This is a genomic window from Pantoea sp. RSPAM1 (genome assembly GCF_038816185.1).
In the GTDB taxonomy this organism is placed as follows: domain Bacteria; phylum Pseudomonadota; class Gammaproteobacteria; order Enterobacterales; family Enterobacteriaceae; genus Pantoea; species Pantoea ananatis.
In genome coordinates, this window is record NZ_CP046138.1 from 164,742 (window position 1) to 189,301 (window position 24,560).

At 53.2% G+C, this 24,560-nt stretch carries 24 protein-coding genes; 14 read left to right on the forward strand and 10 right to left on the reverse strand.

The features are described 5' to 3' along the window. Positions 1–47: 47 nt before the first annotated feature. The 5 genes from GKC68_RS22860 to GKC68_RS22880 all read right to left on the reverse strand — a co-directional run bounded on the left by GKC68_RS22860 (position 48) and on the right by GKC68_RS22880 (position 5,246). On the reverse strand, positions 48–335 hold the full coding sequence (locus tag GKC68_RS22860) for a VF530 family protein (protein WP_047713750.1): 288 nt from the start codon (positions 333–335) through the stop codon (positions 48–50). A 255-nt stretch (positions 336–590) separates the two neighbouring features. Then, the gene (locus GKC68_RS22865; RefSeq protein ID WP_342656917.1) at positions 591–1,025 is read right to left on the reverse strand and encodes a DUF1203 domain-containing protein; all 435 of its coding nucleotides are present in this window, start codon (positions 1,023–1,025) and stop codon (positions 591–593) included. Positions 1,026–1,331: 306 nt separating this feature from the next. Then, a complete protein-coding gene (locus GKC68_RS22870) occupies positions 1,332–2,798 on the reverse strand; it encodes an aspartate aminotransferase family protein (protein WP_047713747.1) in 1,467 nt (488 codons plus the stop codon). 14 nt (positions 2,799–2,812) lie between these two features. Next, positions 2,813–4,195: a diaminobutyrate--2-oxoglutarate transaminase gene (locus GKC68_RS22875; RefSeq protein WP_028722668.1), complete on the reverse strand. Its 1,383-nt coding sequence runs from the start codon at positions 4,193–4,195 to the stop codon at positions 2,813–2,815. Between the two features lie 466 nt (positions 4,196–4,661). Beyond that, a complete protein-coding gene (locus GKC68_RS22880; protein WP_047713629.1) occupies positions 4,662–5,246 on the reverse strand; it encodes a TetR/AcrR family transcriptional regulator in 585 nt (194 codons plus the stop codon). 94 nt (positions 5,247–5,340) lie between these two features. Between GKC68_RS22880 and GKC68_RS22885 the strand changes: the two genes are divergently transcribed. Beyond that, a complete protein-coding gene (locus GKC68_RS22885) occupies positions 5,341–6,231 on the forward strand; it encodes an ABC transporter six-transmembrane domain-containing protein (RefSeq protein WP_342656951.1) in 891 nt (296 codons plus the stop codon). A gap of 87 nt (positions 6,232–6,318) precedes the next feature. Here the strand turns inward: GKC68_RS22885 and GKC68_RS22890 are convergent, their stop codons facing one another. Next, complete coding sequence (locus GKC68_RS22890) at positions 6,319–7,335, reverse strand: lipoate--protein ligase A (protein ID WP_342656918.1); 1,017 nt, start codon at positions 7,333–7,335, stop codon at positions 6,319–6,321. A gap of 465 nt (positions 7,336–7,800) precedes the next feature. Here GKC68_RS22890 and GKC68_RS22895 point away from each other — a divergent pair, with 465 nt between their 5' ends. From GKC68_RS22895 to GKC68_RS22910, 4 genes are all read left to right on the forward strand, one after another. Beyond that, a complete protein-coding gene (locus GKC68_RS22895) occupies positions 7,801–8,304 on the forward strand; it encodes a sugar dehydrogenase complex small subunit (protein WP_028722672.1) in 504 nt (167 codons plus the stop codon). 24 nt (positions 8,305–8,328) lie between these two features. Beyond that, a complete protein-coding gene (locus GKC68_RS22900; protein WP_342656919.1) occupies positions 8,329–9,933 on the forward strand; it encodes a GMC family oxidoreductase in 1,605 nt (534 codons plus the stop codon). Continuing rightward, positions 9,926–11,284: a cytochrome c gene (locus GKC68_RS22905; RefSeq protein WP_047713626.1), complete on the forward strand. Its 1,359-nt coding sequence runs from the start codon at positions 9,926–9,928 to the stop codon at positions 11,282–11,284. Before GKC68_RS22900 ends, GKC68_RS22905 begins: the two co-directional genes overlap by 8 nt. A 263-nt stretch (positions 11,285–11,547) precedes the next feature. Beyond that, positions 11,548–13,089, forward strand: coding sequence for a sensor domain-containing diguanylate cyclase (locus GKC68_RS22910; protein ID WP_342656920.1), 1,542 nt, complete (start codon positions 11,548–11,550; stop codon positions 13,087–13,089). A 60-nt stretch (positions 13,090–13,149) separates the two neighbouring features. On the opposite strand, the gene GKC68_RS22915 is transcribed toward GKC68_RS22910, so the two are convergent. The 3 genes from GKC68_RS22915 to GKC68_RS22925 all read right to left on the reverse strand — a co-directional run bounded on the left by GKC68_RS22915 (position 13,150) and on the right by GKC68_RS22925 (position 15,669). Further along, complete coding sequence (locus GKC68_RS22915) at positions 13,150–13,890, reverse strand: nitroreductase family protein (protein WP_028722676.1); 741 nt, start codon at positions 13,888–13,890, stop codon at positions 13,150–13,152. A gap of 259 nt (positions 13,891–14,149) precedes the next feature. Next, complete coding sequence (locus tag GKC68_RS22920; RefSeq protein ID WP_342656921.1) at positions 14,150–15,082, reverse strand: EamA family transporter; 933 nt, start codon at positions 15,080–15,082, stop codon at positions 14,150–14,152. Continuing rightward, complete coding sequence (locus tag GKC68_RS22925; RefSeq protein ID WP_047713632.1) at positions 15,082–15,669, reverse strand: TetR/AcrR family transcriptional regulator; 588 nt, start codon at positions 15,667–15,669, stop codon at positions 15,082–15,084. The genes GKC68_RS22920 and GKC68_RS22925 overlap by 1 nt, the downstream gene beginning before the upstream one ends. Positions 15,670–16,175: 506 nt before the next feature. Between GKC68_RS22925 and GKC68_RS22930 the strand changes: the two genes are divergently transcribed. Genes GKC68_RS22930 through GKC68_RS22950 form a run of 5 tightly spaced genes read left to right on the forward strand, consistent with a single transcriptional unit; the run spans position 16,176 to position 21,238 of the window. After that, positions 16,176–17,279 (forward strand): ABC transporter ATP-binding protein, encoded by a 1,104-nt coding sequence (locus GKC68_RS22930; protein ID WP_342656922.1) that lies wholly within the window; start codon positions 16,176–16,178, stop codon positions 17,277–17,279. A 24-nt stretch (positions 17,280–17,303) separates the two neighbouring features. Continuing rightward, positions 17,304–18,581, forward strand: a complete 1,278-nt coding sequence (locus GKC68_RS22935; protein WP_047713622.1) for an ABC transporter substrate-binding protein — start codon at positions 17,304–17,306, stop codon at positions 18,579–18,581. Positions 18,582–18,585: 4 nt separating this feature from the next. Further along, entirely contained in the window at positions 18,586–19,503 is a 918-nt protein-coding gene (locus GKC68_RS22940) for a sugar ABC transporter permease (RefSeq protein ID WP_028722680.1), read from the forward strand. After that, the gene (locus GKC68_RS22945; protein WP_028722681.1) at positions 19,500–20,318 is read left to right on the forward strand and encodes a carbohydrate ABC transporter permease; all 819 of its coding nucleotides are present in this window, start codon (positions 19,500–19,502) and stop codon (positions 20,316–20,318) included. The genes GKC68_RS22940 and GKC68_RS22945 overlap by 4 nt, the downstream gene beginning before the upstream one ends. Positions 20,319–20,329: 11 nt before the next feature. Continuing rightward, entirely contained in the window at positions 20,330–21,238 is a 909-nt protein-coding gene (locus tag GKC68_RS22950; protein WP_342656923.1) for a metallophosphoesterase, read from the forward strand. Positions 21,239–21,517: 279 nt separating this feature from the next. Here the strand turns inward: GKC68_RS22950 and GKC68_RS22955 are convergent, their stop codons facing one another. Then, the gene (locus GKC68_RS22955; RefSeq protein ID WP_047713620.1) at positions 21,518–22,396 is read right to left on the reverse strand and encodes a LysR substrate-binding domain-containing protein; all 879 of its coding nucleotides are present in this window, start codon (positions 22,394–22,396) and stop codon (positions 21,518–21,520) included. A gap of 100 nt (positions 22,397–22,496) precedes the next feature. Between GKC68_RS22955 and GKC68_RS22960 the strand changes: the two genes are divergently transcribed. From GKC68_RS22960 to GKC68_RS22975, 4 genes are all read left to right on the forward strand, one after another. Then, a complete protein-coding gene (locus tag GKC68_RS22960) occupies positions 22,497–22,811 on the forward strand; it encodes a carboxymuconolactone decarboxylase family protein (protein WP_263775625.1) in 315 nt (104 codons plus the stop codon). A 9-nt stretch (positions 22,812–22,820) separates the two neighbouring features. Next, positions 22,821–23,228: a tautomerase family protein gene (locus GKC68_RS22965; protein ID WP_047713618.1), complete on the forward strand. Its 408-nt coding sequence runs from the start codon at positions 22,821–22,823 to the stop codon at positions 23,226–23,228. A 10-nt stretch (positions 23,229–23,238) separates the two neighbouring features. Continuing rightward, the gene (locus tag GKC68_RS22970; protein WP_028722686.1) at positions 23,239–23,775 is read left to right on the forward strand and encodes a DUF4865 family protein; all 537 of its coding nucleotides are present in this window, start codon (positions 23,239–23,241) and stop codon (positions 23,773–23,775) included. 213 nt (positions 23,776–23,988) lie between these two features. Beyond that, complete coding sequence (locus tag GKC68_RS22975) at positions 23,989–24,552, forward strand: peroxiredoxin (RefSeq protein WP_342656924.1); 564 nt, start codon at positions 23,989–23,991, stop codon at positions 24,550–24,552. Positions 24,553–24,560 lie beyond the last annotated feature (8 nt).

Genomic DNA, 24,560 nt, shown 5'->3' on the forward strand with positions numbered 1-24,560 from the left:
CATCCGTGACGCGGGTTTTTTTTATTTAGAAGGGCGTTAATACGTTTTCAGGTTTTATCTTCGCGCCAGTTAGCCCAGGGATCATCACTGGCAGGGGGCGCAGAATCCGGCTGAGATCCACTCAGCGAAGCCAGATAGAGCGCTTCCACTTCTGCCCGCGCCCACGGCGTCCGGCGTAAAAACTTCAGGCTCGACTTCACGCTGGGGTCATTTTTAAAACAGTTAATATTGATGCGCTTACTCAGTTCAGGCCAGCCATACTGTGCGACGAGGCTGTTGACCTGCATTTCAAGCGTAACGCCATGCAGGGGATCTTTAGAGGCGTGAACGGTCATAGTCTTTCCGATTGATGCAGTAAAAAACCGATCCTGCAGTATGGTGCCTCAGGGTGCAAGCGCTGACTGAACATATTCGCTGTCGTTCTGAAAATCTGCTGCACGCATTCCTGGGCCATATGAGCGCGCAGTATCATTTCCCTCTCTGCGCCTCACCGACTTCGGGAACAGAACAGACGAAACGCACCTTTCGCCTTGTCCCGGTCACTGCCGGGGCTGTTACTCACAACGATCTACCCGGCAGGAATAACATCCCTACCTGGCGTTATGGACCTGGATATAGCGCACCGTCGGGTGGCTAAAAAAGTGCGTTATCATTTCGTCTGCTGCTTTTCCTTCGCAGACGTCTGCCTGGATCAGTAAATCTTGCGCATCAAAGCCCCGTAACGAAAGAAGCCGGTGCGTCATGACCGGGGGTAATGCATTAATGTAAATGCCCTGTTGGGTACAGTGCTCCCAGAGGTAGATCGCATGAGAACCATAATATGGCGTTCGGGCCGGTTGATAGAGATGATTAATCAGCAGCGCGGTTTCACCCGCCGGGATATCACGCAGTGAAATTCTGTCGGGATAGCCATGAGCGTTTTCTAATTTCAGCCTCATTACGCCATGTTGTTTTAAATAGCGCTCGTCCTGTCCGAAAAGATGAGTGAAAGCATCGGCTTTCAGGCCTGAAATTTGACAGGTCATGGTGATCCTCCGGTTATCAACAGAAGGACGATAACGTTTCTGCGTCAGCCGTTCTTGCTGTTTTCGGCCAGTGAGATGATCACGCCGGTGCTGCGCGATATCCCATAGGTGCTGCGCTTTTTCTTCGCCTTTCAGAGACCTGCAAACGGCAAGTCCAGCAACGCCGTGACGTCTAAACAGATGATAACCTGTTGATTAAAGGGGCAGGGAGGGATTCAGAGGGAGGGTGCAGCGAGCTCCTGCGCCAGCAGCAGGGGGGAATAAAAGCATCATGCTGGTGACACTGTCACCAGCATGATGAAGCACTTAGCGTAATGTCTGGGCTGTTTTCTCAAGCAGTGCCAGCAGGACGGTAATATCGTCCAGCGTCACGGTTGGATTTAACAACGTCATTTTCAGACAGGTAACGCCGTTATGCTCGGTCACGCCAACGTTGGCGCGACCAGATTCCAGCAGAGCATCGCCAATACGCTGATTGAACAGCGCAACGTCGGCATCGCTCCATTCCGCCATCTGTTGTGGACGATAACGGAACAGGACGCTCGCCAGCTGAGGTTTCATAACCAGTTCCAGTGCATCGTGCTGCTCAACAAACTGCGCCACCTGCTGAGCCAGCGTTACGCCATGGTCGATAATGGCGGCGTACTGCTTCTGACCGAGGGCTTCCAGCCCCATCCACAGTTTCAGCGCATCAAAACGACGGGTGGTCTGCAACGATTTCGAAACCAGATTCGGCACGCCCTGTGCTTCGTCAAACTCAGAATTCAGATATGCCGCCTGATAGCGCATCAGCTCATAGTGCCGGGCTTCTTTTAACAGAAAAGCACCGCAGCTGATGGTCTGGAAAAACTGTTTGTGGAAGTCCAGCGTAACGGAATCCACCAGGTCCAGCCCGTCCAGATAATGACGATACTTCTCTGACAGCAGCAATGCACCGCCCCAGGCCGCGTCAACGTGCACCCAGATTTTCTGCTCTGCGGCCAGTTTGACGATATCACGCAGCGGATCGATTGCACCGGCGTCGGTGGTGCCTGCCGTCGCGACAATGGCCAGCACCTGTTCATTATTGGCTTTCGCCTGTGCCAGTTTGTCAGCCAGATCGGTCACGTCCATGCGTGCAAACTCATCGCATTTCACTAACGTCACGGACTGGTAGCCCAGGCCGAGCAGTGCCATGTTCTTCTGCACGGAGAAGTGGGCATTCTCTGAACAAAAGACTTTGATCTTTCTGAGATCGCCGACCAGTCCGTCCTGCTGAACAGAATGGCCCTGACGGGCAAAGAAGGCATCACGCGCCAGCATCAGCCCCATCAGATTGCTCTGGGTGCCGCCGCTGGTGAACACACCGGCATCGCCTGCTTGGTAACCCACCTGTGAACGCAGCCATTCAATCAGCTTCATTTCAATCAGGGTGGCAGAAGGCGCCTGATCCCAGGAATCCATACTCTGGTTCGTCGCGTTAATCAGCACCTCGGCAGCCTGACTAATGACCAGACTCGGGCAGTGCAAATGCGCCACACACTGTGGGTGATGGACCGACAGACTGTCTTTCAGGAAATACTCAATCGCGCGCTCAATGGCGGCCTGGTTGCCCAGGCCCTCGGGATTAAAGTCCAGTTGGATACGTTCGCGCAGTTCAGCAACTGTTTTACCCTGATACATTTCAGGCTGTTCCAGCCACTTAACCACTGCCGCACTGCTTTGTGCGATAGCCTGCTGGTAAGCCTCAGTGCTTTGCACTGAGGACGCCAGAATCGGATTTGACCGTGACATCGAATTTACTCCACTCAAACTGCTTCGACGCCAGCGGCAAGCAGGGCGCTTTCGAACTTATCCAGGAAAACCTGCATTTCGTCATGATTGATCAACAGGGAAGGCAGCAGACGCAATACGCAACCGTGACGTCCCCCGCGCTCAAGGATTAGACCGTTTTCAAAGCATTTTTTCTGAACCAGAGCCGATAAATCGCCATCGGCCGGGTAGCAGCCCATATGGTCCTGCGCTTCGTTCGGCTTGACCATTTCAATACCGATCATCAGACCCAGACCACGAACGTTACCGATGGCAGGATACCGTTTCTGCAGTTCACCAAGTTTGCCTTTCAGCCACTCACCTTTTTCGGCGACGCTGTCAGCGACGTTGTTTTCTTTTAGCAGTTTCAGGGTAGTCAGGCCGGTTGCCATGGCCAGTTGGTTGCCACGGAATGTCCCGGTGTGGTGGCCAGGTGACCAGGCATCAAACTGCTTTTTGATCCCCAGCACGGCAAGCGGCAAACCGCCGCCGACGGCTTTTGACATGACGATGATATCGGGCTCAATACCGGCATGCTCGAACGCAAAGAATTTACCGGTGCGGGCAAAACCTGCCTGAACTTCATCCAGAATCAGCAGAATACCGTGTTCCTGGGTGACTTTACGGATGCGCTGCAGCCATTCAGCGGGGGCTGGGTTCACGCCGCCTTCACCCTGAACCGCTTCAAGGATCACGGCAGCAGGTTTACGCACACCACTTTCAACGTCGTTGATCAGGTTTTCGAAGTAGTAGGTCAGCGCTTTTACGCCCGCGTCACCACCAATGCCCAGCGGGCAACGGTACAGGTGCGGATAAGGCATAAACTGCACTTCAGGCATCATGCCGTTTACGGCTTCTTTCGGTGACAGATTACCGGTGACAGAAAGCGCACCGTGCGTCATACCGTGATAACCCCCGGAGAAGCTGATCACCCCTGAACGGCCAGTGTGTTTCTTCGCCAGCTTAATAGCGGCTTCAACGGCATCTGCGCCTGAAGGACCGGTGAATTGCAGGCAGTACTCTTTGCCCTGACCCGGTAACAGGGAGAGCAGGTATTCTGAAAACGCATCTTTCAATGGCGTGGTCAGATCGAGAGTATGTAACGGCAAGCCGCTGGTAATGACATTTTGGATGCTTTGCAGTACGTCAGGGTGATTATGACCTAACGCAAGCGTTCCGGCACCGGCAAGACAGTCAAGATACTGTTTGTTCTCGACGTCTGTGATCCAGACACCATTAGCTTTCGCAATCGCTAATGGTAATTTACGCGGATAACTTCGAACATTTGATTCAAACTCGGCCTGGCGGGCCAGATAAGACTCATTGTTACCGTTTAATGTATTCGCATTCAAACTATCAATACGGACTTTATCCGTCATCATATCTCTCCTACAACCGGGCGTGGCATCACGCTGCAGTTGGATAAGTGAATAAAAATTAGAGCTGGTGTTAAAAACGCGGCCAATATATTGGTTTTTATCACAGGACTCAATGATTAATTTTATGAGGATTTGTTAATGTATTTACTTTATAAACCAGCGACTTAGACCCAAACTAACGGCCAGGGCAGCCACTTTTATCAAAACCTGTAAACAATAAAGCGCCAAAAAACACCTGCTTATCGCATTTCGGCATCAGTCTGGGCGAGAAAAATAAAGTGTGTTAGCAAGCGTTTCTGCGCGAATAAGCGATAAAATTTGAGATTAATCAAGCTACAAAATGTAAAACGCGCGCCATTTGAATGACACATTCAAAGCGTACTACACATCATTCTTATAACTTCTATTTAACATTTAATTAATGGAAATAAAGAAGAAAACGGCGCTTTACTGACTTCCCGCTCCGTTAACGCATAAATTGCACAAAGTGGTGAATGTCGGCCAACGCCTGCTCAATTCGCGCGGGTGAAGACTTTATACTCAGCAGATCGGCGTAGCCGTTGAGTAAGGCGTTAAGCTGGCGTGCGCTGCGTGCCACATCATCCGTATGCAAGCACCCTTGTTCAACGCCCGCGCGAATGATCTTGCAGAGCAACGCATCCCAACCGGCGATAATTTTGTCGGCCAGTTCCGCATAATCGGCATTATGGCTGGCCATTTGCCAGAAGGAAGCATAAAGCCGCCAGACTGAATCTGATGTGTCAGGAATGTGGCCTTCAATCATACAGTGTAGTTGCTGCACAGGATCCAGCGCGGCCAGCTCAAGGGTGAACTCATCCAACTCGCGCTGCATAAAGTGCTCCAGCGCCGTCAGGGTGAGCGTGTGCCAATCAGGAAAGTAGTGATAAATATGGCTGCGTGAAATACCCAGCGATTCCGTTAAGTCACGTGTCGTGGTTTTTTCAATTCCCTTCTCGATAAACAGCGCGATAGCGCCCGAAATAATCGTCTCTTTCCGGGTTTCTCCAGATGTTGCCGTTGATGCTTTCATTATGACTCCTGGATTGACTTTGAGCAATCGCTCAAATACGATGCGCTGGCTATTGAGCGACCGCTCAATTTTAACCATTTACCAAAAGAAAATCATGTGTTCTCACAAAACAATAACGCCGGAGACGGCGCCGCAAAATGCCATTGCCACCCTCAAGATGCTGGGACGCCGTCACAGTAAAAAGCTCTTGCTTACCCTGCTGTTAGTGGTGGCGGAAAACGTTACCTACCTGCTTTATCCGCTGTTAGCCGGGTTTGCCATTAACGCCATTGTCACCGGGCAGGCGTTGCATGCTGTGCTCTATGCAGTCATGGTTTTTGCGATGTGGGCAATAGGTGCCGCAAGACGCAGCGTTGATACCCGCACCTTCGCCCGTATTTATGCCGAACTGGCCGTGCCGGTTATCATGGCACAACGTCACGAGAAGCAAAATGCGTCCACTATCGCCGCTCGCGTGACCTTGTCACGTGAGTTTGTCGATTTTTTTGAGCTGCATCTGCCAACGCTGATCACCTCTCTGGCATCGATTAGCGGCGCAGCCATTATGCTTCTGGTCATCGAGTTCTGGACGGGCGTGGGCTGTCTGATCATTTTGCTGATACTTGCCTGCTTTCTGCCGGGCTTCTCACGCAAGAACGAAGCGCTGTTTGGCCGTCTGAATAACCGGCTTGAAAAAGAGGTTAGCCTGGTCACCGTGGCCGAGACTCCCGCTCTGGCGAAACACTACGGCGTGCTGGCGCGATTACGCATAGGGCTATCCGATCGCGAGGCGTTAGGTTTTATAACCATAGGTACAGCAGCGGCACTGCTGTTTGCCTTTACCATCCTGTCCATGACCCGTAAAGGGATGGGTGACGCAGGGCACATCTATTCGGTCATGACCTATCTGTGGATGTTTGCCATGAGCCTGGATGACGGACCGCGATTGCTTGAAAAATATTCGCAACTGAAAGATATCGGCAAACGCGTCAATACGGGAAGCTAAGTTGAACGTGGGCAGCCGCAGGCAATGGTCTGACGCGGCCCATTTCTGCTGCTGAGCCGGGCAAACGCTACCTCTCTCACCGGACTGTCAGCGGAGACTTGTCACCAGCCATTGTGCAAGCTCATCCAGTTCGTGCTGCTGCAGCGGATAGTCCGTTTTTAACGTTTCCACATGCTGAGCCATGACCTCAGGCTGATAGGCAGCACCCTGTAAGCGGGAGGCCAGCACCTCCAGTGGCGCAGGATTCAGGCTGTCGCTAAATATCTGACAGCGGCTAATGGCGCCTCGTTCAACATCAAAATGTATCTCCACGCCGCCCCATATAAAGCGATGATCCAGGAGATGCGAAAAGTCTGGCGCCTGGCCATAATTCCACGCCCAACTGCTTTGACGGGCAAACTGTTGTTCAAAGCCCGGCAGATCCGGCAGGTTATCAGGAGAAATGACGTCGGGTTCACAGCGAGTTGCAAAGTGTTCAAAACAGGCTTCCATAATGGCATGGCAGAGGCGTTCGTAACTGATATTGGGCACCCGCGTTTGCAGGTTTGTCACGCGTGCTCGCACGGAGGCGATGCCTTTCGCCTGTAACTTTTTCACGTCGGGATTGAGATAATCAGCCAGCCGCGACAGATCGGCATTGATGAGAACTGTGCCGTGATGAAAGCCACGGTCAGGCGTTTCGCGATAAGCCGAGCCGGATATTTTGCGCACGCCGTCACCGGTGTCGATCACCAGATCGTTTCGTCCTGAAGCCTGCGCATTGACGCCCAGTGTTGCCAGTGCCTGCAGGATGATAGCGGTTGAAACACTTTTATCGTAACCTGGCTTGCCCGCCATAAAGGTAAAGCAGCAGTTGCCCAGATCGTGAAACACCGCGCCGCCGCCACTGCTGCGTCGCGCCAGCTTAATACCGTCTTCTGCCATACGACGTGTATTGCACTCTTTCCACGGGTTCTGCGCCCGACCAATGACCACCGTTTCCGCATTACGCCACAAAAACAGTACGCGCTGGTTAGCTGGCATCTGGCGAAAAATACACTCTTCTACCGCCAGGTTAAACCAGGGATCGTTCGATTCTGATAACAGTATACGTAATGGGGGCATGATCAACTCCGTTTGCTTGAGAACCTGTGCCGCTGCAGCAGGGCAGAATGGCAGTTTACTTCACTCCACTTCAAAGACAATGATCGCCCTCCTTACCCTGAAAATGCCACATAGGGCAGCGTGCTCTCAGTTCCGTTTTGTATCAAATTTGTTTAATATCGATTTAATATATTTATAACCCAAGCAACTATCTGGTTTATCCTCAGCGGATTGTTAAAATTTAGTTAATTACCAGTGGATCATTGAGAAAGAGACGTTCATGATCCCGCAGACTGAAAGCGGCAGATGGCAGACTCACCAACCATTATGTTGTGAATTGGCGCTTAACCCGCGGCTTCAGGTGCCAACGCGGCAGAGAATTGCTGTGAATCCTGGCCCAAATATCATGCGCGCTGCCAGCATAATAATCCGTATTACGCAGGATGATTTGCTGCCAGCGACAGGTGGCTTTTACTGGAAGATATGATGAATCACTATTCACGCCGACGCGTGCTGAAGATGGTCGGTCTGGTTGCTGTAACCAGCGCTGCCGGACATCTGCTCCCTCTTGCTCGCCTCAACGCCGCCCAACCCGATGCCCAGACAGATGAACTGGATATCTTTATGCAGGTTTCTCAGCAACTTACCCAGCAGGATGAACTTAACGAAACCGTGGGTGCTGCGCTGTATGACACGTTAAGCCAGACCCAAAAGAATTTCTCCACTGCGCTCTTGCGTTTGAGCAATCTGCTGACCCATCAGCCCGATCTGTTGCAACAGGAACGCCTGCCGTTTGCTGAGAGTGACGCAGGTAGTGCGAAACTGGCGAGCACTATCCTGAGCGGCTGGTACACCGGTGTCGTGGGCAAAGGCAAAAATGCACGCTACATCACCTACATCAACACGCTCGCGAATCAAATTGTGAATGACAAACTGGTACCGCCGAGCTTCTCCTATGGCGTCTGCGGTAGCTGGGCGAGTCAACCCTGAAACTTTTTATGAGTAATGTCATCAATGAAGAAGAATGAGTCGGCGGATGTCGTTGTGATAGGCGCGGGCGTAAATGGCGCTTTGCTGGCTACCCGACTGGCCAAAGCGGGTAAATCCGTTGTATTACTTGAGTCGGGGCCGAAAATTGGGCGCGATGAACTGGTCGAGCGCTTTCGCAGTTCCGCCTTTAAGTCTGACTTTATGTCACCTTATCCCTTTTCTCCCATGGCCCCTCAGCCACGTTATACGCCTGAGCCTAATGATTATCTGCAACAGCTCGGTCCGCAGGCGTTTAATGCGCAGTATATCCGTATTTTTGGCGGCACCAGCTGGCACTGGGCTGCTCAGCTGTGGCGCTTTGTGCCAAATGATTTTCAACAACACACCCTTTATGGCGTGGGCAAAGACTGGCCTATCAGCTATCAGGATTTGGAGCCCTATTACTATGAGGCGGAGGTGATTGCCGGCGTCGGCGGTTCGCCTGATAACGGCTCGCCACGCAGTAAACCGTTTCCGATGGCGCGCGTGCCGGCTTCGTGGCTTCAGCAACGCGTCACGGCCAGACTGGCACCCGATTTCACCGTGCTGGACGACAGCACGGGACGCAACAGTCGCAGTTACGATGGTCGCCCGGCCTGCTGCGGTAACAACAACTGTATGCCGGTGTGTCCGATTGATGCTCAGTACCACGGCGGTCTGGCCGCTCAGCAGGCTGAGAACACAGGCGTTCAGGTGATCACCGAGGCGGTCGTGTATAAGCTTGAGCATGACGCGCAGGGCAGGATTGTTGCCGCCCACTATTATGACTGGAACAAAACCAACCATCGCATTACGGCACAGACATTTGTTCTGGCGGCCAATGCGATTGAAACGCCAAAGCTTTTACTGATGTCGACCAGCGATAAATTTCCGCAAGGGATCGGCAATGCCCGTGACAATGTGGGTCGTAATCTCTGCGACCATCCGGCCATTGGTGTCACCTTCGACGTGGATGAAGAGATTTGGCCCGGACGGGGGCCTGTCAGTCCCTGTTCAATAGGGCAGTTCAGAGACGGCGAATTCCGTCGCGAACATGCGCCATTCCGTCTGGATATCTCCAATGCATCACAGGTGGCGGCGGTGACGAAGGAAGTGCTGGAAGAGGGGTACTTTGGCAAAAAACTCCAGGAGCAGGTTCGTTTTCGTGCGGCCCGCCGTCTGAGCATTAAAAATGCGCTGGAACAGCTGCCCAATCCCGATAACCGCGTGACCCTGAGCAGCAATAAAGATGCATTAGGATTACCCACGCCTGCGCTGTTCTGGGATGTGGATGACTATGTGCAGAAGGGCACGGAAAAAACGCGTGAGTGCTACGATGCAATCGCAGCAAAACTGGGGGCGACCAATATCCGGCACAGCAAAAGTGGCAAATTCTCTAACCGGCAACACATTATCGGTACGCTGTCGATGGGGCGCGATCCGGCAACCAGCGTAACTGATCCCTGGGGACGGGCACACGATCACGACAATCTGTTTATGGTCGGCACTGGGGTGATGCCGACGGTCGGCACCTGTAACGTGACGCTCACCGCCATGGCGCTTGCGCTACGTACCGCTGATAAGATTCTGCAGGAGACACAGCATGGGTAAGCGATTGAGCCGATTGCTGCCCGCCACGCTGCTCATGCTGGCTGCAACTCAGAGTAGCGCGTGGGCGGAAAGCCAGACTGACCTCATAAAACGAGGCGAATATCTTGCTGTGGCTGGGGATTGTGCGGCCTGCCACACAGAGGAAGGCAAGGCGCCGTTTAGCGGTGGCCATGCCATAGGGAGTCCGTTAGGGATTATTTTTAGCACCAATATTACGCCATCGAAAACGGCCGGTATTGGTCACTACACTGAAAAGCAATTTGCTGATGCGCTGCGTAAGGGGATCCGCGCCGATGGCAGCCATCTCTACCCGGCGATGCCTTACACTGCCTATGCCAAAGTGACCGACAGCGATGTGTCTGCGCTTTATGCATACTTTATGCATGGTGTGAAAGCGGTCGATAGCCAGCCAGAAAAAACCGATTTGCCGTTTCCGTTTAATCTTCGCTTTAGTATGGCGGCGTGGAATTTCCTCTTCCTGGACACGAAACCCTTCAAGCCCGATCCCAGCCAGTCCGCGGAATGGAACCGGGGGGCTTACCTGGTCGAAGGGCTAACGCACTGCAGCACCTGCCACACGCCGCGCAATTTTTTGATGGCTGAGCAGCAGAGCAAATCGTTACAGGGCGCCTCTTTAGGGACGTGGTTTGCGCCTGACATCACCGCCGATACCTTACAGAGTGACGATCAGTGGTCACGTGAATCCCTGGCAGCTTATCTGGCCAGTGGTCACGCCGATAACGGTGCGACGGCGGCGGGGCCGATGCTTGAAGCGATAGACAAGAGTTTTTCGCGTATGACGCCGGAAGATCGGGCGGCCATAGCAACCTACCTGATGCCTGCCGCCGACCAGGAGGAAGGCGAGGCTGACGCGGATTCAGATGTTCAGGAACCGGCTAGCGGACTCACACCGGTGACCGGAGATGATACGCCAGACATGCTGTCCGACTTAACGGATGGCGAGCGCGTATACCGCAACAACTGTGCCGCCTGCCATAACCTTGAGGGACAGGGCCTGAATGGTTTACCTGCCCTGAGTAAACATCCGATCCTGGAAAAGCCTACGGCCGATAACGTAGCTATGGCCGTGCTTGAAGGTGTCTGGCCCGCAAACGGTCAGGGCATGATTGGTTTTGCCCACACGCTGGATAATACGCAAATTGCCGACGTCACGAATTATGTCATGCAGGATATTGGCAACAGTGCCGTGCGCATCACTCCGGAGCGGGTGAAAGCACTGCGTCAGGGCGGCGAGCCGTCACTGCTTTTACCGATAGCCAGGGCAGGGTTGGCAGTCGCTGTGCTGACGATCGGACTGCTGCTGTTTTGGTGGTGGCGCCGCCGACGTTAACCTCTCCTTCTCCACGTCATGGATGACGTGGAGCGCTGCCGCGACATCTGCCCTTTCCCCGATACGTCCGCCCGGTGAGGCTGGCCCACCAGCCTGCTAGCAAAGCCTGCTGCCTGTACTCTGAAGAGGCGTAAGCGATGCTGGCGTTCCTGTCTTAATCTAAACTGAAAACAGCAGATATAAATGGCCTGTCAGGATGTTATTGATAACACGTTGTTTCTGATATGTTACATCCTCCCGTAGCGAGAGAAGGGTTAACCGGCATGGAATTACGTCGAAAAAAAGATGCGGCAATGATGCGCCTTTCACCACTGCTCAGAAGCATTACCCTGGCGGGAAGTTTATTGACGATTGGCGTTATTGTTATCAATGTCTGGACGCTTTACCAGGACTGGCAAAGAACGGTTCGTATCACTGAAGAACGCGCAATTGATCTTTCTTTGGCTCAGGCCCGTCAGGCCGAAGATACCTTTCTGCAAACGGAACTGTCGCTGCGTGAAGTCCAGCGTGAAATCGAGTCTCAGGCAGAGACGGGCGAAGATGTCTCAACCCTCAACGACATCATGCGGACGTTACAGCACCGCCTGCCGCAGCTGGACGGTATCTTCTATTACGATGCGCAGGGGCGATGGGTCGCCAGTTCGTTAATGCAGTCGTTTTCAGCAAATAACGCCGACAGGGAGTATTTCAGCTATCATCGCAATAATCCACGCAACAGCCTGCACGTGGGGCCTGCATTACGAAGCCGCAGTTCGGGCCGCTACGTCATTCCTGTTTCGCTGCGCGTCAGCGATCACTACCAGGGATTTCGTGGTGTACTCCTTGCCACGGTGAGCGTCGATTACTTTCGTCACTACTACGATTATTTTGTTATTGGTCCCAAGGACTTACTGGCGCTAATGCTGGCAGACAGCACCGTGCTCTATGCGCGTCCTTTGTCGGACAGCTACATCGGTAAAAATCTCGCCGCCAGCCCGCTTTTTCACCAGCTGTTAGCCAATGCCGAACGCGGCAGCGGAGAGTGGAAAGCGAAGGTTGACGGCGTAACGCGCATTTTTGGTTTCGCCAGTTCAAGCCGTTACCCTTTAGTTGTCGCTGCAGGCTTTGATAAAGAAGGGCTTTTCATTAGCTGGGCCGAAAGCCGGGTTCAGGGCGTAGTATTGAGCCTGGTGCTTCTGATGGCGATCATTCTGCTATGGATGTTGATACGGCATGAGGCCAGACGTAGCTTACGCTATCAGATAGAATTAACCCATCTCAGGGATGAACTGACAGAAGCGAACCATTCACTGGAGAACCTGGCAAACGGCGACGGGCTCACCGGGCTGGCTAACCGCCGGCACTTTGACCACTTTCTGGTAAAAAGCCTGCTGCACGGCCGCAGTAGCGGTGGGCCGGTATCATTAATCCTTTTCGATATCGATTATTTCAAACGCTACAACGATACCTACGGTCATGTCGCGGGTGACGCCTGTTTACAACAAGTAGCACGCTTACTGAAGACGTTTGCCCAGCGCCGCACCGATATCGCCGCACGCTATGGCGGAGAAGAATTTGCCATCGTGTTAGCCGACACCTGCGCCGCGGATGCGTTAAAAATAGCCTCAGACGTGGTTGAGGCCGTCAGGATGTTAGCGATACCGCACAGCTCGACAGGGCTGAAAACCGGGTGCGTCACGCTGAGTGCCGGCGTAGCAACAACGGTGGCAGGGGAAGGACCAGACAGGGCGGAACGATTAATTAAACGGGCGGATGAAGCGCTTTATCGTGCCAAACACGAGGGGCGAAACGGGGCAAGGGGGTAGCCTGTGAGCGTTGAGCCAGACGGGAAGACATCGCCCGGGCATTGCCCGGACGGATGATGGTTATTTGTCGCTACCAAATCCTTGCTTGTGCAGGGCTGGCAGGACTTTTGGGAAATAGATGTGCTGATAATATCCGCTCACGCTGTCGCTCCAGCTTTCGCCGTCGGTGCGTCCCGTGTTTTTCCAGTGCTGCACCATTTCGGCATTGTAAGCGGCGATCTGTTGTTCCAGACCTTCGGTGTGATAGCTTTCTTCGTGACGGAAGGTCTGCAGAGGCAGGCGCGGCTTCTGGAAAGCAGGCTGATCGACGTAACCGATAACGACGCCTGCGACAGGGAAAGTATATTCCGGCAAATTAAGCAGTTCGATCATCGCGTCAGGATCGCGGCGGATTCCCCCGATGGGCACGATGCCTAAACCTTCTGCCCGCGCAGCGGCCATAATACTGCCTAGTGCAATGCCTACGTCCGTCGCGCCAGAAACGATACTTTCAATGCTGTCCTGAGCAACCTGCTCTTTGCCCACAGCCGCCATGGCGACCCGGGATTTATGCATATCCAGAACGACGGTGATAAACACAGGCGCTTTGGCAATCCAGGGCTGTCCACCGGCAATCTCAGAAATGGCCTGACGTTGAGCGGCATCCCGCGTAACGACCAGTGAAACCTGTTGTGAGTTAACGGAGGTAGGGGCGCGATAGGCGGTGCTGATAATGCGATCAAGGATGGCATCGTCAACAGGTTTATCGGTGAAGCTGCGCTCACTTTTATGGCTGGTGAACAGATTAATAATATCGCTCATTATTACTCCAAAAAGGGTAACCCAAGAATTCGTTTCCCAAGGATAGCAAATACAGACGGGCACCTGTTTAACCGCACTGGCCTTAAGCTGCCGATTAATAATAAATTTAACAGGTGAGTCAGGCAGTTCGTGGATAACCAGCAAAGGTATTAAGGAGCGGATTTTGCTTTTCTCAGGCCTGATGAGAGTGTCCGTGCATCTGCCGAGAGAAAAGCATGCATTAAAGACCGCTTTTTCCTTCTTTTTTCCTGTCCCTGGATTAATGGTTATCAGCCCGGTGCTGGGTTATAGGAGAGGCGCGCTTGCTCGCCGGAAAGGTGATCACACCCAGGCAGGCAATAATGAGCCCTGCACCGGCCCAACCTGAGAGCGGCAGCCTTTCCCCGACAAGCAGTACGGCCAGCAGAGCGGCGACGACCGGCTCCAGCAGCGTGATCGTGGTTGCCATGCTGGCCGGGATGCGCGCCAGTCCGTAGCCATAGCAGAGATAGCCCAGAAACATTGGAACCAGCGCCATATATATCCCGACGGCAGCATTATTCCAGGTTTCCAGAAGCGGTGCGCCGGTCATCAGAAGGACAGGGACAAGCAGGATACCGCCCGCCCCAAAGGTCGCCCCCATTGCCGCGCGTGGCGCCACGCCGCCCTGCATTAATCGCCGCGCAGACCACGAATAAAGGGCATAGGTAAAACCAGCCAGCAGCCCCAGCGTAATGCCCGTCATTGCAGAACCTTGTCCAGTACTGTGCCCACCCCTTTCCGCAAGGCAAAGCAGGATCATCCCGCCAAGCCCTATAGCGGCACCGCCTGCCCACTGCTTTGTCAGGCGTACGCCTTCAAGACGGTGCTCAATGAGTGCTGACAGTAGCGGGGCGGAGCCGATGGAAACGACGGTGCCAACAGTGACGCCGGCATAGCGCATAGACGCATAAAAAGCGAGCGGATAAATCGCCACTGCGAGAACACCCGTCAGCAGAAACGGCCAATGCCGAAAAATCAGTTGCCGCTGCCGAATAAGCGGGGCTGCAGCGATAAGTCCCTGCAACAGTCCACCGATACCCATTGCCACTGACCCTACGGCCAGCGGGCTTAAAGCCGGAGCAAAGGTGGCAGCTGTTCCCGTCGTTCCCCAGAGCACAGCCGCGATAATGACGGCCGTTGCGCCACCCGTTTGGTGTCCAGATGCAGGCATCAGTATGCCTCCATCAGTTGCTCAGCAATCATACCGGCCTGGATCACGCAGTCGCTGTTACCTTCCAGCCCGGCTCGTGAAATGCTGCCTTCCAGTAGAAAAGCAAAGTGCCGTGCCATTTTGCGCGCGCTTTCTGCGTCTCCCTTCATCAGGTCTGTCAGATGCACGGTCAGAATCGACTCCACTTCCTCCTTGTGCTCACGAACGGCCTGTCGTCCCGGCGCGCTGGCAGGCAACTCTGCCGCTGCGTTCAGCAGCCCACATCCGCGAAACCCGTTTTCATAGGCCAATTCAGCATGGTCCTCATAAGCCGCGAACACGGCAAGGACCCGTTCTTTCGGCGTCATGGCAAGGTCCAGACGATGTTTGTACAAAGCAAGCCATTCCTCGTGACGAACCCTGAGATAAATCGCAACCAGCTCATCTTTAGAGGCAAAGTTGTTATACAGGCTTTTTTTGGCAACGCCGGCCCGCTTTACGATGGCATCGATACCTGTCCCGTTGATGCCGTGGTGGTAAAACAGCACCCGCGCCGCACTGAGCAACTTATCATAAGCAGTTTCTGCGCTGGGAGATTGAGCTGGCATGACGATAACCTTTGTTAGCAACATGTATGTATACCAGTCTACCTACTCAGCGAAAGTAATCAACCTGCGCCTGTTTCCGGCAGTGAACCGTCGTTGCAGCCCTTTCTCAGTGGTTACAGCGAGGATTGCGAGACGTTGTGTGAGTCTCTGGCGCTTCGCGTGCGTCTGATCATTTCTTATGCATTCAGGATGCCGCCGAACGTATTACGTTAGCCCTGGCCCTGTCGTGCAGCAGAGCCGCATGTAGTCAACATCGGCTGGTCAACATACCATCAAGACGTTCAACGTCACTCATGGGCACGACAGGTTGTCAGAATGCCGCTTGCGGCGTTCATTCACGGTCAGGAACAAGAGGAAAAGCGCGGTCGCGACGGCGAACGGGTAAGGAAGGGTAAGCCCGCATGATTAATCAACGGGTGGATCTTTTTTCTGTCATTTTTCAGCCATAAATCGTTCATTTTTCTCGGCTAGCTTACTGCAATTCTTATTTGCAAAGCGGCGCATGTATGAGCCATCTGGCGCTTCATCACATTACCAAAAGCTGGGGCGAGAAAATCGCACTGGATAATATCCATTTTGACGCCGCCGAAGGAACGTTCGTTGCGCTGTTGGGGCCTTCCGGCTGTGGTAAATCGACGCTGCTGCGCACTATTGCCGGCCTGGAGACGGCCGACACAGGTTCAGTGAGTTTCAATCATGTGGATATCACCCATTTGCCCCCCTCCCAACGCAAGCTCTCCATGGTGTTTCAGTCTTATGCGCTTTTTCCTCACCTGAGCGTTAAAGAAAATTTGTTATTTGGCTTAAAAGCCCGCGGTGAAGATAAGCTTACGTTTGCCGATCGCCTGAGTCGGGTCAGTAAACTGATGGAACTGGAGGCGTTGCTGGATCGTTTGCCGTCCCAGCTGTCCGGTGGTCAACAACAGCGGGTGGCACTGGGGCGGGCCGTTATCGCCAACAATACGCTCTGCCTGATGGATGAACCCCTTTCTAACCTCGATGCCAAGCTACGCCAAAGCATGCGCCGTGAGATCCGTGCCTTACAGAAGAAGCTGGGTCTGACAATGATCTATGTCACCCACGATCAGACGGAAGCCATGAGCATGGCGGACAGCATTATTTTGCTGAACGCAGGGCGAATTGAGCAGCACGACACACCTGATAATCTCTACAACAACCCTGCCAGCGTGTTCGCGGCACAGTTTATTGGCGCACCGCCCATGAACATCCTGCCGCTCGCCTGCCACAACGCGAACCACTATCTGAGTCCGCTCAGGGCGCCTGTCGTCGAAGGCTTCACCGACGGCGCACTCAGTCTGGGCATTCGGGCTGAAGATATTCAGCTTATTAATGCTGCGGGCGCAGTGCTGACGGCCAGCGTGGTGAGTTACGAATATATGGGGGCTGATACCTTATTACTGTGCCAGCTTGCTCACAGCCACGAAACATTAACGGTGACGGTAGCGGGAATGAAACGGTTCAGTGAGGGAAGCCTGGTGGGGCTGCAATGGCCTGCTGATAAGCAATACCTGTTTTCCACCGATAGCGGTAAACGCTGTTTGCATGCAGAACAGCTGATGTCTGTTTCGTCCAAAAAATACGCGGTTTAACGATCTTTTACCTAAGGGAAAATCATGCCTGCTATTCGTCTGTCACATCTGCTTCCTGCATTGCTTATCGCAACCAGCGCGTCAGTTTTTGCTGCCGATCCGGTAAAACTGCAGATGTATTATCCCATCGCAGTGGGAGGCGAGATCAGCCACACCGTTGAAGCACTGGTTGCCGATTTCGAAAAAATTCATCCCGAAGTCAGTATTCAGCCGGTCTATACCGGTGACTACGCCACAACGGTGACCAAAGCGTTGACCGCTTTTCGCGGCGGTAATGCGCCACAAATGGCCGTTATTGGCGATATCGAAGCTTATTCACTGATGGATGCGGGGGCGATTGTCGCGGCCAGCGATCTGGCCAAAGACGATGAGGGTAAGAAATGGATCGACAGTTTCTATCCTGCTTTCTTGCGCCATATCAACGGAAAAGTCTGGGGCGTGCCTTTTCAGCGCTCGACCGTGGTGCTGTACTGGAATAAGCAGGCGTTTGAAAAAGCGGGTCTGGATGCTGATACGCCGCCTGCGAACTGGCAGCAGGTGGTGGACTTTGGCAAAAAGCTGGTCGTGAAAGACGGGCAAAACGTCAGCCAGTGGGGCATCGAAATCCCGACTACGCCAAATGGTTATTGGGTGTTTCAGGGGTTTGCTGCGACCAATGGCGCGCATCTTGATAATGGCAAGGGCACGGCCGTGTATTTTAATACGCCCGGGAACATTGAAACGTTGCAGTGGTTAACCGATCTCGGTCAGAAAGAGGGCGTTTCACCTAAAGGCGCCGTTGCATGGGGCACCACGCCACAAGATTTTTTGAGTGGCAAAACCGCGATGATGGTGACCACCACGGGTAACCTGAGCGTGGTGCGCAAAAATGCTACATTCCCGTTTGGTGTCGCGATGCTTCCTGAAAAGACACAGCGCGGAAGCCCGACCGGTGGCGGTAATCTGTATGTCTTCAAAAATGCATCCCCGGCACAGCAGAAAGCCGCCATGGCGTTTATCCGTTGGGTCACCGCCCCTGAACAGGCTGCCCGCTGGAGTATTGCCACCGGTTATGTCGCAACTTCACCCGCCGCCTGGGAAACGCCAGCCATGAAAGACTATGTGAAACAGGTCCCGCAGGCGCTGGTGGCACGTGAGCAACTTAATTATGCCCAGCCAGAACTCTCGACCTATAACAGCGTGCAAATTCAGGAGGCGCTGAACCACGCCATTGAAGCCGCGATAACCCAGACGAAAACACCGGCAGAAGCACTGGAAGCCGCCCAGAAGCAGGCCGATCGTTTGCTGAAGGCTTACCAGTAATACGATGGCGATGAACACACTTGCAACAGCATCTCCTGCTTTGCGCTCAGGCGTCAGGTCATTACAGCTTTGCGGCTATTTGCTGATCTTACCGGCACTGGGTTTTTTATTGCTGTTTACTCATTATCCTGCTCTGGCAACGGTGTGGGAAAGTCTGTTCAGCGCCTCACGTAACGGTCATCCGGCCCAGTTTGTTGGGCTGGATAACTACGCTGCGCTGCTGGATGACGATGTGTTTATCCGGTCGTTGTGGAACAATCTGCTCTATGCCCTGGTCACTATCCCTTTGGCGGTGATGCTGGCGCTGCTCATGGCATTGGCCGTTAACCGACGACTGGCGGCTAACGCCGTGATACGTGCGGCTTTTTTTATTCCCTCTCTTCTGCCAATGATTGCCATTGCTAATCTGTGGCTGTTTTTTTACACGCCACAGTTGGGCTTGCTGAACAAACTTCTGTCGCTGTTTTCCATTGCCCCGGTTAACTGGCTTGGCGAGCCGGGCACCTCCCTGTGGTGCCTGATGGCGGTCTCCGTGTGGCGTGAGGCCGGTTTCTTTATGATTTTCTATCTGGCTGCCCTGCAGCAGATTGATCCGCGCCTGCGTGAAGCGGCGGAAATCGAAGGGGCATCAAAGGGCTATTTCTTCCGGCGCGTCCAGTGGCCATTGCTGATGCCGACCACGTTATTTGTCTTGATCAATGCATCCATGAATGCGTTTCGCATCGTCGATCAGGTTATTGCGATGACGAACGGCGGCCCGGACAACAGCAGTAGCCTGCTGCTGTTTTACATCTATCGCACAGCATTCAGTTACTGGGATTTACCGGCAGCCGCGGCCATGACCGTGGTGTTGCTGCTGATTTTGGCGGCGATTGCGCTAGTTAAATTTAAGTTGATGGATAAACGAGCCCATTATCAATGAAACCTCCCTTTTCTGTTGGCCGCCTCGGCCTGAATCTGATTATCTGGTTGGCGGCGCTGCTATGGCTGCTTCCTATCCTGGTGGCGCTGTGGGTTGCGGTGCATCCTGCGGCCGAGCAGGGCAGCTTCAGGCTTTTTGCGCCGCTGACGCTGCAAAATTTTATTAACGCCTGGCATGCTGCGCCCTTTGCCCGTTACTTCATGAATACGATTTTGCTGGTATTGATGATCGTTACAGTCCAGCTGGTATTGGCCACAATGGCGGCTTACGCACTGGTCCGTTTTCGCCTGAAGTATTCGGGCATGTTGTTTGCCCTTATTCTGTTGCAGCTCATGATCAGCCCCGATGTGCTGATCCTGAATAACTATAAAACCATTGGCGCGCTGGGCCTGCGCGATACATTGACCGGCATTGCCTTACCGTATTTTGCGTCTGCCTTTGCTATCTTCCTGCTGCGCCAGACATTTAAAAGCATCCCCTTAGTGCTGGAAGAGGCGGCGATCGTGGAAGGCGCCAGCCGGTTTTATATCTTACGTAAGATCTACATCCCGCTGGCCAGACCGATTTATATCGCCTTTGCGTTAGTCTCTGTCAGCTTTCACTGGAATGATTTTCTCTGGCCGCTGGTGATTACCGACTCGGTTAAGGTACGGCCCTTAACCGTCGGGCTGCAGCTATTTTCCGCGCCAGAGCAGGGCGTGCAGTGGGCGCTTATTGGTGCAGCAACATTGATGACAACGCTGCCGCTTTTGCTGCTCTTTCTGCTATTTCAGCGTCAGTTTATTCAGTCTTTCATGCGTGCCGGTATACGTTAAGGTGAACGCCAATGTTAACGCCTCACTCACTTAGTCTGCAGCAGCGCGAACTGCTGGCGGATGTCGCAGCGCTGTATCAACCGCCGTTGCTGCGTCCCTTGCCTGCGCGGGACAACGGTGTTCGTTTTGGTTTGATGGCCGATCCGCAATACGCGGATATCGCACCGGATGTTGACAACCATCTTTACTATCGCAACGGCCTGCTAAAACTGCACCAGGCCATCACGGCGCTCAACGCTCAGCCGCTCGATTTTGTGGTGACGCTGGGCGATCTCGTCGATCGCGACTGGCACAGCTATGCTGCGGTACTGCCGGTATATCAAGAATTAAAGCATCCTCATGCTGTGGTGCTGGGTAATCATGATGCGCAGACGATTGCCACACGACTTGAAGGGAAGGTTGCATTACCCAAGAGCTATTACGCTTTCCGTTTTAACGGCTGGCGCTTCATTGTCTACGATGGCAATGATATGAGTCTTTACTGCAATGCGCTCAACGGCACCGATCGCCAACAGGCTGCAGCCTTGCTGACCCGGCTGCAACATGAGCATCTGCCCCACGCACAGCCCTGGAACGGTGCCGTGGGTGCGCAACAGTTGGTGTGGATTGAGCAGCAGTTACAGGCGGCACAGCAGTGCGGAGAAAGCATCGTGGTATTCGGGCATTATCCGCTGGCTCCCGGGAACACGCATATGTTAATGAACGCCGACGCGCTGGTGGATTTATTCACCCGATACCGGGTGCGCGCCTGTTTTGCCGGACACGATCATCGCGGAGGCTATGCCCGTATTCTGGACACCGACTTTTTTATCATGAAGGGCATGCTCGACGGCCCTCTGGACGTGCCCTTTGCGTGGGTGGAAGCAGACGGTGAGATGCTCAGAGTAGAAGGCTATGGTGGAGAGATAAGCCGGGGGTAAACAGCATTGGCGATGAGTGTCACAAAAGTGTGAGCACAATATTTTCTGTAACGATTTTAGTTACATCATACTGTAAGCGACCTTACTCAGGTGCCCACGTCAGGATTAGTGCAGCAAGCAGGACAGGTGCCAGGCCAGGCCGGACAAAAGGCAGGGCGTTGTTTAAACGACCACAATCTGACAGCCCTGTGCTCAGCCTCAACCGCCAAAAATACCTGCCTGCCCGGTCATCGATTGATGCTGTCTGTAGGCTGGATTTCATCAGGCGCGGTAGTGGGCTTATGTGCCATGAAAGTGCGTTTTTATCATCTGGCAAAGCGAGGCTGCTGCGGCTGATAGGTTTTTTTCAGACTGGTGCAGACGAACGCCAATCGCGCCTGTATCTGGCAATTTTTGCTGTTCAAATATTGCGAGTGATGACGGCATGCCCGTTTGTGTTCGCAACGTCATTCCGAGCCCGGCCGCCGCGGCCGCCCATATCCCACTCAGGCTTCTGCTGGTAAACGCAATGCGCCAGGGGATATTCATGCTGTCCAGGGCGGCTGTCGCCGCGCTACGCATCAGACAGGGTGCGTCAAAAACCAGTAACGGCAGAGGTCGGTTCCGACCGATAAATGCGCCGATATCGAAATCTTTTGCGCCAATCCAGCAGAGTGGTAATGACCCGAGCGACTCGCTGTAAGCGGTGTCCTCGTCACCCTGCCAGCTCAGGGCAACATCAAGTTCATTGCGACCTATTGCATCCAGCAGAGGCTTGTTGCGGGTCACGGTCGCGGAGACCTGTACGTCGGGGTGCGCACGTGAAAATTGCCCTAGAAGAGAAGGGAGAAGTGATTCTCCAAAATCTTCCTGCAATCCCAGCCGAACCTCGCCACGGATGCCCACCGATTTCACCGCCTGGTAAGCTTCGTCGTTGAGACTCATCAGCCTGCGCGCATAGGCAAGCATCATTTCACCCTGGGCAGTCAGGACCAGATGTCGTCCTGACTTTTGCACCAGCGCGGCGCCTGCCTGCTGCTCAAGCTTTTTAAGCTGAGCGCTTACCGCCGATGTTGAACGCCCCAGGCGCTCTGCAGCAGCAGCAAAGCTTCCCAGCTCAATACCGGTGACAAAGGTTCGTAATGTTTCAGCATCAAAGGTAACGGGTCTTTTCGCCATTTTTCATCCCGTTTTATGGGATTAAGAGTCCCAATATTTCTGATTTTATAGATCGTCAAAGCATTCTATCTTTCTACCACATCCTCAAGGAGAAACAAAAATGAACACGACAAAGGTGAGTCGGGAAAATATGGCCGGGATAGCACCCAAGCTGGCACGTCTCAGTGAAGAGGTCTTGTTTGGCGATATCTGGCAGCGGGACGGGCTGTCGCCACGGGACAGAAGTCTGATCACGGTCAGCGCCCTCATTGCCCTGTATCGAAATGAACAGCTGGGCTGGCATCTGGAATTTGCTCGCCAAAATGGCATTTCAGACGATGAAATTATCGAAGTGATAACGCATCTTGCCTTTTATTGCGGCTGGCCCAACGCGGTTTCCGCGTTGACCGTCTTCAAAAACACACAGCCTGAGTGAGGGATACCGATGCCTGTAAGCCATATAGCCATCTCAGCACGGCGTTTTCAGCAGTGGCGAGAGAAAATTTCTGCTGCGTTGCAACAATCGCTTGAAGCTTCATTTTCCGTTCCGCACGGAGACTGTTTTCAGTTTTTTAATTGTTATGACGCGCACAGCCGGATTTTTGATCGGCATTATCTTTGTGGTGCTGAGGCGGGCCGCAGCAATGACTTTCTTCTTTTTACCATTACCGCAGGTAAAGCGCGTAACAGGCAACAGAAACAGGCCTTTTATGAGGATCTCACCCGGCGTCTTGAACAATCGATGGGCATAAAACCCCATGATGTCATGATCGTTCTTCATTTCACTCAGCCAGAAGACTGGTCTTTTAGTCACGGGAAGATGTTTGACCTGGCGGATATTCCCAAACTTTAAGGAGAAAACCATGCTTGCTATGCAATACCGTTTTGTTCTTCCCGCTGATTACGACATGACGATTATTCAGCGCCGGATTGATGACAACGGATATAAGATGGCGGGATTTCCGGGTCTCATATTCAAAGCCTGGCTTTATGCGTGCAAAGCCAAAGACCCCATAAACACGGATGAAAATGTCTATGCGCCCTTTTATCTATGGCAGGACGCAGAGAGCATGCACGGTTTTTTGTCTGGGGCAGGTTTTAAAAAGCTTACTGAGGATTTTGGCTGGCCGCAGGTGCATACCTTCCCGGTATTATCGGCCAGGCTGTCGCCAGAGTTCGTTCAAGCCGGTTTTGCTTCCCTGGACGTCAGCACCGTTCCTGCTTACGCCGATCTCGCCGGATTGATGCAGCCCCCAAAAGAAGCCGTGGTGTTAGCACGCGTATCAGCTCTGGATACCTTTCACTGGCGCCACATAGATTTTTGCCTCTGGGCGACGGCGCCTGCGCAAGATTCGGGCCATTTTCAGCGTTATCAGGTTGGGCATCTCTCTGTTCCCTGAATATTTACCGTCTGACACAAAATTACCGCTCAACCGCATATCTAAATGAGCGGTTGTAAGACTATCTTACTGTAGAGGCCAGACAGGTTTGCATGAACGCTCTGGTAACGGTAACGCGTTATTCCATGACGCACACTTTTTCATTTTTAGTGAATGAAACTAGTATTAACGTGCAAGAGGCACTTAGGCCTGCTTGTCGACGGAGAAAAGAGAATGCGTATTAAGAATCACCTGAAAATGCTTACGGCTGCAACATTACTGTCACTGAGCCTTCCGATGACCTCCGCGTTCGCAGCACTGCCGGTGGGTGCACAGGCGCCGGATTTCAAACTGGAAGCCGCATTGGCAGGTAAAGAAACCACCTTCTCTTTACAGCAGGCACTGCAAAAAGGCCTGGTCGTTCTTTATTTTTTCCCGGCGGCGTTTAGTGCAGGCTGTACATTAGAGGCGCATGCCTTTGCAGAAGCGACAGATGACTTCAAAAAAGAGGGCGCAACAGTAATCGGCGTTACCGCAGGTAATACTGATCAGATTGAGAAATTCTCTAAACTTGAATGCCGCGATAAATTCACCGTTGCTGCCGATCCGGGCGCAAAAGTGGCTGCAGAATACAAAAGTACGATGGAGATGAAAGGTAAAACGCTTTCCGATCGTACGTCTTATGTGATTGCACCGGATGGCAAAATTCTGTTGAGTTATACGGACAAAAACCCAGAAGCGCATATCCAGAAAACGCTGGATGCCGTGAAAAAATACCGTCAGGCCAATCCGGCCTAATCTCAAAT